Origin of the sequence: Daejeonella sp., assembly GCF_044232565.1 — a bacterium.
Lineage (GTDB): Bacteria > Bacteroidota > Bacteroidia > Sphingobacteriales > Sphingobacteriaceae > Daejeonella.
Window position 1 is genome coordinate 1 of the sequence record NZ_JBIILQ010000072.1, and the last position, 10,860, is coordinate 10,860.

Here is a 10,860-nt window from a genome sequence, read left to right on the forward strand (position 1 = left end):
GTAGAAACATTTAATGTTTTATTATTTAAACTCTCTTTTGCATCCAACGCAGTAGTCACATCAGATAAATTCGCTTTAAGGGCTAGGGATGTTGCAACATCTGCTGTATTTGATTTTAAGGATAGTGCAGATAAAGTGGCATAAGCACTTAAATCTTGATCGCCCGTATTACTTCCTGAAATAGCAGCCAGTTTTGTTTTTTCTGCTGTGGTATAATCGTTAGTGGATAAGCTCTTACCAGATATTTTATCCACTTTAGTATCCAAATAATTCTGGATATCGTTGGTATTTAATTTTAAATTGAGAGCAGTTTGTGTTGCATTACTAATTTGCTTGTCTGCATCTGCGGTATTATTTACGTTTTCTAAACCAACTTTTGATTTACTAATGCCCGGTGCTATTTTTGAATCGGTAACTGAGTATTCTGCAAGTTTGTTGGTGCTAATACTACCATCAATTATTCCTGCTGTGGATATGGCAATTTTATTGTCTAAGTCTGTTTGATTAATAATTAAGATCCAGGCCCCGGCTGTATAGTAATAAAAGCCAATTGGTGCTGTGGTTTGATAAATTAATAATCCATCAACAGGCTTTTCAATCGCATTTTTTTGTGCAGCTGTAATTCGCGGAATTAAGATTCCTTTATCATTATTTATAGAACTTACTTCAAGTGCAGCCGAAGATGCTGGTGTTTTAGTACCTATGCCAACTTGAGCAAACGTATAGACCGAATTGAGCATGCAATAAATGCAAAAAAAAAGGGAGATCTTAATTTTCATGGTAAGCTTGAGAAGATTTTTTAACGAATTAGTTTTTTTTTGATGCAAAAACTGATCAAATCTCAAAACTAAATAAATGAAATTCATGATGTACATACAGCAGTATGGCGATAGTCCAAAATCGTAAATATTGGACTATTTTATCTCGAGAGTTAATTTTGTTGGGCCATTTTGGGCGAAGCCTAACTCTTTAACGTTCTGATAGTCACAAATTCAATCATCGCATTATTTTGCATCTTTCGTAGAAGAGGGGAGAAGAAACGCAACCATTTTTGGTGGGGTTACTTGTTTACCCCTGGTCGGTGTTTTCCTTTAGACTTGTAAATAAAAAACAGAGTATAGAACTTGTGGTTTACAATAGTTAGAAGGGCAAATTCAGGGTTTTCAAATTAATGAAAGCCAAAGTGATGAATTAATTAGTGAACCATCATTTCATCTGATCAATGGTATCAACGAACCAGCCTTAACTATCTCCACTTTTATGTGTCTTTTCTAAAATAATATCACCTTTTTGTTGAGGTGATATATTAAACAAAGGGGATTTAAAGGTTAGCGATGCGCTAAGAATACTGACAATAGGGTAGGGTGGTGATGCGGAGAGCATCTACCAAAAGAAAAATAGAGCAACTCAGACTTGCTGATGCTTCATTATAATTTTATTAAAATATAAAACTATTGTTTATTTGAATTTTGATCGCTTTTCATTGGAATCTTTAAATTCAGTGTTTGACATTCTACTAAACTCTTTTAGTGTTCCGATGATGAAAATTGCAAATAGCACAACAATTATAATTGTTAAAATTATTATATCTATCATACTTTAATTTTAGAATTAATATAAATCAAAAAACCCAAGATAGTTGGCGGCCATAATCCGATAAAAATAGCTTTTTCAGTGTTTCCTTCAACAATATAGAAATATTCACTTATGAATATTAAGGAAACTACAAATAACAAAATCAGAATCTCAATTAATTTTATTTTTTTCATAGTTTATAGGTAATTCATAAATATAAATTAAAAATGTTAAGCTCGCAATAATTTATGGATAAATCAGTGCAACCTGATAGTGAGCTGACAATTGAAATTGAGAAAGCTGAAAAATTGATAGATATTAAAGTATTAGCTCATATTATCGTCTCAATTAGTCGATTTTGCAGCTTTGATAATGATGGCTTCTTATGTTTGTGAATTTTTTAGACTAGAAGACTAGCCCTGAAGTATTTCAGAGAATCCAGGATTAAGAGCAATAATGAAAAAAAAGGTTATAATTGTATTGATTAATCTTTTTTTATTAGCTATGGATAAATTATCTGATTTTTTCAAAAAGTACCGAAGCGAGGTAATAGTGGGTGCGATAGTGTTTCTGTTTTTAGTTTTCAGAGATGTAATCAAGAATTTCCTCTAGTGGCCATGCTAAATCGGCTCTGGTTGTTGCTCCCCTCGTTCAGCGTTAATTTTAAAAAATTGCAAATAGTTTAAACTAGCATATTGATATTATGGAGATATTAGCTCCTTTATTTGGGATATTTACTTCTATCATACTAGTTTACTACCTAAGTTCATTGAATAGATCAAATCTATTCTTGGCACTTTTTTTTCTCTGCTGCAACCTCATAGTTTTGGTTTATTTTGGCTTGCATTTCACCAAAAGTTTGTTCTGGGAAGGGGTATGTTTTGTGAATTTTCTCCCTCTCTCTTATTTGCTAGGTCCCTTAATGTTTTACTATGTAAAAAATACGGTCAGCGAAAATAAAAAATTTAATAAAATTGACTTATTGCATCTTCTCCCAGCCTTACTAACTGTACTAGCTTGCTTACCTTATACTACCTTGCCATTTGAGGAAAAAATTCAAATTGCGCATCAAATTGTAAATATTACCGAAGTGTACAATGTTGATTTTTATTGGGTTTCTTTTGAATTTATACTGTTTAGTCGATCGCTACATCTACTTATTTATGCCATACTCTCAGTCGCTTACTTTATTTGGTATAAAAACAAATTATTAAAAAAATATGGCTCTTTACCTTCTAATCATCAAGTAATAAAAAGGTGGATTTATACCTTGGTTTTCATTCAACTGGCAATTGCAATTAATAGCCTAGGGCACATGACTACCATTTACCAGCATGAATTTAAAATTTTAGGATTAGAATCGACTGAAATATTTTCAGAACAATATTATTTCAGAATATGTGGTGGTGGATTTTTTATACAAAATTTCATTCTCTTTTTATTCCCAAAGGTATTGTATGGAAATATATCCTATGATGAGCGAAGCAACCATGAACCTTTTTATCAGGAATTTAAATTGAATCTCCCCAAAAAGACCAAGCCTGCTACAATTAATGAAGACTTTAATCTGATCCTTAATAGCTATTTAATGGAGCTGCCCTTTATAAAAAAAGACTTTTCATTATCGCAAATGTCGTTCGACCTGAAAATTCCCGCAAGATTTTTATCCAACTACTTCAATAATGATTTAGATAAAACATTTGGCGAATGGAAAAATGACCTTCGCATAGCCCATGTTTGCCAAATGATAGCAGAAGGGAAAGCAAAAGTATTTACCATTGAAGCTATTGCCACAAATGCAGGATTTGTTTCCAGATCTAAATTTATTGATGCCTTTAAAGCCAGAAATGGTGTTACCCCATCGGTATTTATTAAAAACGCGGAATTGCAAGTCAGTTAACAAAAAAAGCTAATGCTTGATGCATTAGCTTTTTTAAAATTGGTCTGTAAATTAGCGTGGCATTAATCCTAATTGCTGAAGGAAATCCAAATTATCAAAGTAATCTTGCTCTTCAACAATTTTACCTCCAACAATTTTTGCAATAGTACAGCCTTGTAGGCTTATCGATTTTCCAGTTGCAGGAATGCCGAAAAACACACCCGTATGCTTGCCTTTAAAAACCCATTGTTTAACCAATTTGTCTCCTTGAGCAAACATATCCTTAACAATAAACTCTCTCTCCGAAAATCCCGTTACAAAATTTGCATAATGTGCTTTAGCGGCAGCTTTACCTCTAGTTTCTGGCACAGTGTGTAATACTATGCTGTCTGCATAAGCTGTATCCAAAATATCAACTTTCCCCTCATTAATGGCAACCTCCCAAACATGGGTGTAAAATTTAATGTTGTCCATTGCCAACTGTTCTTTTTTTGCGCTTTCGGTATTACAGCCTAAATTGAAATACTTATTAATAGCGTGAATAATATTTTTTTCATATTTCCTAATTTGAGTAAGTTCAAAATTATCCACAGGCAAATAGATTTAAAAGGTTTGGAAGTTCAAATTTGTTCCCAAAAACAATAAGGGAACAATGATTTTAGCATTTTCGAACATTCCACAGGGTTATTGCTTTTACTTTGTTAATCAATTCACTTATTTCTCACATTTTAAAAATTATTAAATGAAAAAATTATCCCTAGCGCTTTTCGCTACTATTGTAGCAGTTGCCATTTTCTCCTGTTCTCCAAAAAAAGGATCTACTATTGAATCAGATCCACATGTATTAGGTTTTAGCGTAGATAGTTCGGCCAATATTAACACGGTTTTAGCAACTATTGACGACATGGCTATCTACGACAGTGTGAGTTATAAATCGAAATACGTAGATACCGCATTTTTCAATGACAATCTGAGCGAAATGACCATTAAGGAAAATGTATCTCTAATTACAAAAATCAAAAATTTAGGTGTTGTTCTGAAATTAGTTAAAATAAATGCCATTTGGGAAACAAATAGAAACACGCCTCTTCGTAACTCTCAAAACTTTGTACATTCTATATACACTATTAGCTACACCAGAGATGGTAAAACAGTAAATAATGTAGTTTCACAAATTGACGCCTTTAACAAAGAGGGAAAAATTATCGAAGAATGGCTATTCTATGATAGTAGTGAGCTAAAAGAATTGATGAAATAATTCAAACATAAAATTAAAATTCAAACAAAATGAAATTAGTAAATAACAGTTTTGTAGCAATGCTTATTGTCTTCGGATTGTTCACGATAAGTTGCAAAAATACTAATCCAGAGAGTGATAATACTTTTGATTTGGCTACAGCTAAGCAAGAAATTGAAGCTGCCAATAAAAATTTATTGTCTATGTTAAGCAAAAAAGATTCCGTAGGCATTGCGAATGAAATGTACACTTCTGATGCAAAATTTATGGACTTAAATCGGCCTAGCTCAGTAGGTACTGCACAAATTCAATCCTTATTTAATGAATTTATTACTGCAGGGCTTATGTTTGAGCTAAACACAGTTGAAGTTATAGGTAATGAAGAACTATTGGTTGAAGAAGGTACTTATGACATAATTGCTGCCGACAAAAAAGTTGATACAGGCAAATACATTGCAATTTGGAAAAAAATAGATGGCAAATGGAAAATGTACAGAGATTGTCCAAGTTCTGATTTAGCTGTTGCTAAATAATTTTTTTTAATATTATTAAAGGGTTATAGTTTTTAAGCTATAACCCTTTTTTATTTTTAAATCATCAAAATGATTAGCTATTCTTTCAGAATAGTTTCGGCTCTCAAAACGTCTTTTGCTTTATTAAAATAAAGACTTTGCACTAAAATATAATCGGTATCATAGGTGCTCACCACAAAAATCGGAATTTTGTTATCTGCCAATGGCTTAGATAAGGATGCAATAATTCCTGTAAGAGAAAAGTCTAGGGGACCTTCTATTTTAAATGCCCTCCAATTTTCTACTTTTTTCACATCAGCAGGGACAAAAGTCTGATCACATACAATAGATAACTCATCAGCTGTTTTGTTTATTGAGTAAAATGAAGATTTAAACACCCATAAAGGTACTTTAGTGGTATTGTCAAAACGACAAATTGCAAATGATTCTGGTAAAATGGATAAGTTGATTTTTGCGGTTTGTGCGGATGCGATTTGGCACAAAATGGTTAATAGTAGTACTAAAATGTTCTTTTTCATGTATTGCATAATTTTAAGGTTGTTTTATCAGTCCCTAAAACTACCACTTACATCAAAATAATTCCTTGAAATCCGTTTTATTTTGTTCCAAAATGAGAATTAGGAACAAATGGCTTTAAAATTCAGAAATTCATTGTTTTTAGACGGCTTTAAATCAACTTTTTGTTTTAAAGCAATTAATCGCTAAAAAAAGATAAACTCAGAATTTCGCATAATTCAAAATCTAATTAAGCAATTATAGAGAACTTTGTTAAGCGCTAGGCCTTCCTTCTCCTTTTCAATGCATGTAAAAAACACCCTGCCAGTATACAATATTCCTTAATTTTCTCATGTTTTCATATATCTCCTAACGAAAGAATGCCATTTCTTGAAATTTATTTGTTCAAAAAATTTATTTTATGTTACTTTGTAGTTCAAAGTACTTTTTAATAAATAGAAGTGGAAAACAAAAACAATACCCAACTAGATAGTTCACCCAATAATGGTTCATTAGCACTTAAAATTATTAACGGGCTATTCGGATTTCTAGCATTTTCAATAGGAATAGTGAATACCTTTTGGGGTAAACCTGCAGGCTTTGGTGTTTTTATTATGTTACTTTCTCTTGTTTATTTTTTGCCTGTCAATACCATCCTTAAAAGGGTCCTCGGATTTAAAATTCCGCGTTTGGGAATTTTAAAAATTCTTTTGGCGCTTTTTATTCTTTGGTCATCAATAGGGGTAGGCGAATTATTCAATAAAATTGAGGTGATGTTGAACTATTTTCAAGCAAATTAAACAGGTAAAATCTTTAATCAAACAAAAAAATCATGACAAAAAACAATAGATTAATTGCTATCATGCTCTCAGTAGCGTTTATCTTGCTTATTCCCTTTGTGGCAATGCAGTTTACAAATGAAGTTAATTGGGACTTATTTGATTTTGTGGTTGCGGGGGTATTATTAATGGGTACTGGACTAACAATTGAATTGGCAATTAGAACAATTAGGAACAAGAATTATCAAATTGCTTTAATTGCGGCCATTTTATTTTTGCTTTTCCTTGTTTGGGCAGAGCTTGCTGTGGGTATTTTTGGTTCACCAATTGCTGGAAGCTAATTCTTGAAAACGAAAGATAATAATCAAATCATGAGATTTTTTAGTTGGCTTTTTAGCTTTTTCTTAATAGTTGTCGGGCTATTGAACATTGTTCTAGTGCATCCAGTACCAGGTCTTATTTACCTAGTCCTTTCGATCATTTACCTGCCTCCGGCATACTCATTATTCCAGACAAAATTGGGTTTATCTATACCAAACTTAATTAAAATCATCTTGGCAATAGTAATTTTTATGTTTACACTAGGGGTTAGTGATTTAGGAGATATGATTGATAAGCTTTGAGATCTAGTTCTGGGCGGTATTGCCTTTTGCCCAATAACTAATTAAAAAACACAAGTTTAGCTCTGGTTTTGTTGTCACCGTAACAATACTTCTTTTTTAGTTCGCTTTACAAAGAAGAATATTCAATTGTGATCTAGATTTTTTTATAAGCGGTGAACGCTAACTATAGGGATAAGTACTGTGGTTACAACACCGTTCAAAGGATGGGTCTTTGTAAATTTAAACTTAGCATCTATCATTCAAAACATCTTCTTTAAACTGGGAAATCTGTTTTTTCATATCCTGTATTTCCTTCATTTTTTGTTCTAGAGAAATAAGTTTCTGTTCTAAAATTTTTACTTTTTCCTCTTTGCTAAATTTATTGTTGTACCAAGCATCTATGATTTGACCTATCTCCTTGATTGTAAAACCTACGGATTTGGCATCATTAACAAACTCTAATTTCTCAGCCGTCTCCTCATTATAATGGAAATAATTATTGGATTTAACATTCTCATCCCGCTTTCCTTCAATCAATCCTGATTTTTCGTAAAAGCGGATGGTGTGGACAGATATTCCCGTGATTTTAGATAGTTCGTTTATGAGCATGCTACAAATATAAGTTGTTGAAAAATAAATATCAAGTATAGACTATGCTCTAATGTTGTAAGTTTGAATTTAAGCCAATATGTTTGTCGGAATTTAAATAACGACACTATGAAAAAGACTATACTTATTACTGGTACATCCAGTGGGATTGGCAAATCCACCGTGTTTGAATTTGCTAAAATGGGCTGGAATGTAATTGCAACCCAAAGGAATCCTGAAAATGAATCTGACTTTAATAAGCTAACTAATGTCAAACTATATGCTTTAGATGTTTGTAATTTGGATAGTATCATGCAAACTCTATCAAAGGTTCACCTAGACTATGGCAAAATTGATGTAATCGTAAATAATGCTGGTTATGGAGTTGATGGTGCATTTGAAGCCATGTCTGATGAGGTAATTGAAAAACAATTTAATACTAATGTTTTTGGTTTGATGCGGGTTACAAGAGAGGCAATCAAGTTAATGAGACCTGCAGGTGGGGGTACTATAATTCAGATTTCAAGCATGGGCGGTAAAATCACTTTCCCTTTATACAGTATTTACCATGCGACAAAATTTGCTGTGGAAGGTTTTACCGAATCATTGCATTATGAATTGGCTCAGTTCAATATTAAAATGAAATTGATTGAGCCTGGCCCCATTGTTACCGATTTTTATGGTAGGAGTAGGCAGTTTATTAAACCAGAGGACACTAATTTATATGATACCTTCATTCAAAAGTTTAATGATGCCGCCCAGAAAGTGATGAAAGATGCCGAGGGACCAGAAGTTGTTGCCAAGATGATTTATAAAGCGGCAAGCGATAATAGTAATCAAATGAGATATGCTGTCGGAAAACCTGGTCCGATGTTATTGAAATTAAGAAAACTACTTTCAGATAAATTGTATTTTTTAATGGTGAGGAAGAGCTATAATCTCTAATAGCACAAATAAAGGGAAGTCTAATATTTACCCCTTTGTTTGGACACAATAATTATTAATAGCTGTACACATACCAAGCTCTGGATTAATTATAAAATACCATCATTCCTGATGGTATTTTTCGTTTATGCCTGTTAATAAGGTAGTTATTTTTTCGTTTTCCTTGTTTTTTTTGGAAAGCTTTACTTTGGTTTTGTTTTTATTGTTTACATTTAGGTAACACTTTTCGATATAAAACAACAACTAATCTAATTTTTTAATTCATTACTCGTCTTTTATTCTTAGTATTTTTAAGAGCTACCTAGATTAAAATTAAGATAGTGTTTTTTGATTTTAGCGGTTTTAAATTTTAAGGTCGGAGGTTTAGTTCTAATTAATTATTGAGTTTAAACTATAATTAGCAATCTGAATGAAGAATTTATTACAAGCCGCTGGAATTTACTTCGATTTATATTTTAGCCCCCAAAATGTACGCAAAGTTGAGCTTTTTATACTTAGGGCGGCCATTTTAGCCTTTTTAATCCACCTAGTAGTGATTTTTTTAGGCAATAATTTTCTCTATTTCAAAAACTTCGAGCATAGCTATTTAAAAGCTATTTACACGCCATTTAGTTTCATCTTATTCTACGAAGTTTTTCTATTAGTAATCATATTACCTAAGTCAATTTCCGAATTTATTGGGAAGCAATTTGAAGTAATTACACTTATTACCTTGCGGAGCTTTTTCCATGACATAGCAGATTTTGATTTAAAAGCTTCCATCGATATAAATAATCCTGAATATATTTATCTACTCTATGATTTATGTGCAGCCCTAATTATGCTGAGTCTAACCATTCTTTATTATCGGATTTATCAAAACAATCGAAAATCTGAAGTATTGAGCGAGCTTAATAATTTCATTAATATTAAAAAAATGGTCTCTTTAGGGATGATTTTGATATTGCTGTTATTGAGTATTAGTAGTTTTTTTACTTGGGGTATGGATATGGTACATGCATTGAGGTTCAATGAAAATTACCCTAATCCCAACACTGTTTTTTATGCAGATTTCTTTTCAATTATGATTTTCGTAGATGTATTGCTACTGATTATTTCATTTATGTATCACTTTTCATTTTTCACCATTTTTAGAAATGCAAGTTTTATTATAACCACCATTTTAATTAGGATGTCATTAACAATTGACAAGCCGATGAACTATGTGATTATTTTAATCGGATTTTTGTTTTCTATTTTAACTTTTTACCTCTATAGCCTGCGGAAATCGAATGTTAAGAGTTAGAGGTGGTACGTTGACAACACCGACCACAAAAAGTATTACTAGAGATTGCTTTTCTAGGCACGCAATAACATTGGTGGTATTAACTCCAACCGCAGGAGTTACCGACCAGAGTAGGAATCTAGATCTTAAAAACTAATCTTCATTGATTTTATAACTCTTTAAAATCAGCGCATTATGCTTTTCTAGAAGCCTGATATATTTGTCTTTCCAAATATCTCTTTCTTTAAGAGCCTCAGCCAAAGTATGTGTCGTGTAGGCATTTATTGGTTCTTTTATCTCACTAAAATAACTGACAAGCTCAGGAAACTCGACTGTGAAATCATGATTTAGAGCTTTTCCGTATTTGATTAAGATTGAGAAATCTAGGTCAGGTTTTGCAAAATGCCTGTATACGGTAGTCCGATCATAGCCCACTCTTTTGGAGAGCTCAGTTAGTGAAAATCCACTGGTCTTAAAGACTTTATCTAAAACTTTACCCCTGTTTATCAGCATGTTGCAAATTAAAGCAACATTAATAGCTACTAAAACAACAAAAAATGTAGTTTTTAATTAAATATACATCGTTTTTGTATTATATTGTTGTATAATTTATCTTGGAATGTTTATTTGATCAATAAAAATTAGCAAATCATGAAAAAACTGGGACTAATATTTTTTTTTATTGTGCTTCTAGCTGGCTGCGGTGAGTCGCAAGATGAGCTAGCTGAGCAAAAGATATTGCTTCACGACTTCAAATTTTATCCAAAACAGAATAGATCGGTAAGTAATTTAACCTGTGAATGTAATGGTGGAGTTTATCTTCCTGCCAGCTATGGTCTTGTAGCTTATGATTAGGATGTTTGAGGTCGAACAATTTATCAAATCATTTTTTAACTAAACCAAATACCTTCTGCTAGGTATAAACTAGATATTTTTTAAGTCTATAGTAAGTTTTAATAACCT

Annotated in this window: 14 protein-coding genes; 9 read left to right on the plus strand and 5 right to left on the minus strand. The window is 32.1% G+C overall.

Annotated elements, in window-relative coordinates:
- The coding region (locus ACILQF_RS05830; RefSeq protein WP_395626477.1) for a hypothetical protein at positions 1-740 on the minus strand (740 nt) is incomplete at its 3' end.
- A 1,083-nt stretch (positions 741-1,823) separates the two neighbouring features.
- Between ACILQF_RS05830 and ACILQF_RS05835 the strand changes: the two genes are divergently transcribed.
- Positions 1,824-1,970 (plus strand): JAB domain-containing protein, encoded by a 147-nt coding sequence (locus tag ACILQF_RS05835; RefSeq protein WP_395626478.1) that lies wholly within the window; start codon positions 1,824-1,826, stop codon positions 1,968-1,970.
- 587 nt (positions 1,971-2,557) lie between these two features.
- The gene (locus ACILQF_RS05840) at positions 2,558-3,475 is read left to right on the plus strand and encodes a helix-turn-helix domain-containing protein (RefSeq protein ID WP_395626479.1); all 918 of its coding nucleotides are present in this window, start codon (positions 2,558-2,560) and stop codon (positions 3,473-3,475) included.
- Positions 3,476-3,526: 51 nt separating this feature from the next.
- Here the strand turns inward: ACILQF_RS05840 and ACILQF_RS05845 are convergent, their stop codons facing one another.
- Positions 3,527-4,045 (minus strand): ester cyclase, encoded by a 519-nt coding sequence (locus ACILQF_RS05845; protein ID WP_395626480.1) that lies wholly within the window; start codon positions 4,043-4,045, stop codon positions 3,527-3,529.
- Between the two features lie 151 nt (positions 4,046-4,196).
- Here ACILQF_RS05845 and ACILQF_RS05850 point away from each other — a divergent pair, with 151 nt between their 5' ends.
- A complete protein-coding gene (locus ACILQF_RS05850) occupies positions 4,197-4,712 on the plus strand; it encodes a hypothetical protein (RefSeq protein WP_395626481.1) in 516 nt (171 codons plus the stop codon).
- 29 nt (positions 4,713-4,741) lie between these two features.
- Positions 4,742-5,224 (plus strand): YybH family protein, encoded by a 483-nt coding sequence (locus ACILQF_RS05855; RefSeq protein ID WP_395626482.1) that lies wholly within the window; start codon positions 4,742-4,744, stop codon positions 5,222-5,224.
- Between the two features lie 77 nt (positions 5,225-5,301).
- On the opposite strand, the gene ACILQF_RS05860 is transcribed toward ACILQF_RS05855, so the two are convergent.
- Positions 5,302-5,742, minus strand: coding sequence for an ACT domain-containing protein (locus ACILQF_RS05860; RefSeq protein ID WP_395626483.1), 441 nt, complete (start codon positions 5,740-5,742; stop codon positions 5,302-5,304).
- A gap of 438 nt (positions 5,743-6,180) precedes the next feature.
- Here ACILQF_RS05860 and ACILQF_RS05865 point away from each other — a divergent pair, with 438 nt between their 5' ends.
- Complete coding sequence (locus tag ACILQF_RS05865) at positions 6,181-6,519, plus strand: hypothetical protein (protein WP_395626484.1); 339 nt, start codon at positions 6,181-6,183, stop codon at positions 6,517-6,519.
- Positions 6,520-6,551: 32 nt separating this feature from the next.
- On the plus strand, positions 6,552-6,839 hold the full coding sequence (locus ACILQF_RS05870) for a hypothetical protein (RefSeq protein WP_395626485.1): 288 nt from the start codon (positions 6,552-6,554) through the stop codon (positions 6,837-6,839).
- Positions 6,840-7,346: 507 nt separating this feature from the next.
- On the opposite strand, the gene ACILQF_RS05875 is transcribed toward ACILQF_RS05870, so the two are convergent.
- Positions 7,347-7,709: a MerR family transcriptional regulator gene (locus tag ACILQF_RS05875; RefSeq protein WP_395626486.1), complete on the minus strand. Its 363-nt coding sequence runs from the start codon at positions 7,707-7,709 to the stop codon at positions 7,347-7,349.
- Between the two features lie 108 nt (positions 7,710-7,817).
- On the opposite strand from ACILQF_RS05875, the gene ACILQF_RS05880 reads away from it, so the two are divergent.
- Together ACILQF_RS05880 and ACILQF_RS05885 are read left to right on the plus strand one after the other, a co-directional pair.
- Positions 7,818-8,633, plus strand: a complete 816-nt coding sequence (locus ACILQF_RS05880) for an SDR family oxidoreductase (RefSeq protein WP_395626487.1) — start codon at positions 7,818-7,820, stop codon at positions 8,631-8,633.
- Positions 8,634-9,042: 409 nt separating this feature from the next.
- Entirely contained in the window at positions 9,043-9,918 is an 876-nt protein-coding gene (locus tag ACILQF_RS05885) for a hypothetical protein (protein ID WP_395626488.1), read from the plus strand.
- A 132-nt stretch (positions 9,919-10,050) separates the two neighbouring features.
- Here the strand turns inward: ACILQF_RS05885 and ACILQF_RS05890 are convergent, their stop codons facing one another.
- Positions 10,051-10,410 carry a hypothetical protein gene (locus ACILQF_RS05890; RefSeq protein ID WP_395626489.1) on the minus strand — a complete coding sequence of 120 codons (360 nt, stop codon included), beginning with the start codon at positions 10,408-10,410 and terminating at the stop codon, positions 10,051-10,053.
- A gap of 138 nt (positions 10,411-10,548) precedes the next feature.
- On the opposite strand from ACILQF_RS05890, the gene ACILQF_RS05895 reads away from it, so the two are divergent.
- A complete protein-coding gene (locus tag ACILQF_RS05895) occupies positions 10,549-10,752 on the plus strand; it encodes a hypothetical protein (RefSeq protein ID WP_395626490.1) in 204 nt (67 codons plus the stop codon).
- The last annotated feature ends 108 nt before the right edge of the window (positions 10,753-10,860 follow it).

Coding starts and splice junctions, on each gene's coding strand:
- ACILQF_RS05835 (WP_395626478.1), top strand. CDS start 1,824: ATGGATAAATCAGTGCAACCTGATAGTGAGCTGACAATTGAAATTGAG.
- ACILQF_RS05850 (WP_395626481.1), top strand. CDS start 4,197: ATGAAAAAATTATCCCTAGCGCTTTTCGCTACTATTGTAGCAGTTGCC.
- ACILQF_RS05855 (WP_395626482.1), top strand. CDS start 4,742: ATGAAATTAGTAAATAACAGTTTTGTAGCAATGCTTATTGTCTTCGGA.
- ACILQF_RS05860 (WP_395626483.1), bottom strand. CDS start 5,742: ATGAAAAAGAACATTTTAGTACTACTATTAACCATTTTGTGCCAAATC.
- ACILQF_RS05870 (WP_395626485.1), top strand. CDS start 6,552: ATGACAAAAAACAATAGATTAATTGCTATCATGCTCTCAGTAGCGTTT.
- ACILQF_RS05875 (WP_395626486.1), bottom strand. CDS start 7,709: ATGCTCATAAACGAACTATCTAAAATCACGGGAATATCTGTCCACACC.
- ACILQF_RS05880 (WP_395626487.1), top strand. CDS start 7,818: ATGAAAAAGACTATACTTATTACTGGTACATCCAGTGGGATTGGCAAA.
- ACILQF_RS05885 (WP_395626488.1), top strand. CDS start 9,043: ATGAAGAATTTATTACAAGCCGCTGGAATTTACTTCGATTTATATTTT.
- ACILQF_RS05890 (WP_395626489.1), bottom strand. CDS start 10,410: ATGCTGATAAACAGGGGTAAAGTTTTAGATAAAGTCTTTAAGACCAGT.
- ACILQF_RS05895 (WP_395626490.1), top strand. CDS start 10,549: ATGAAAAAACTGGGACTAATATTTTTTTTTATTGTGCTTCTAGCTGGC.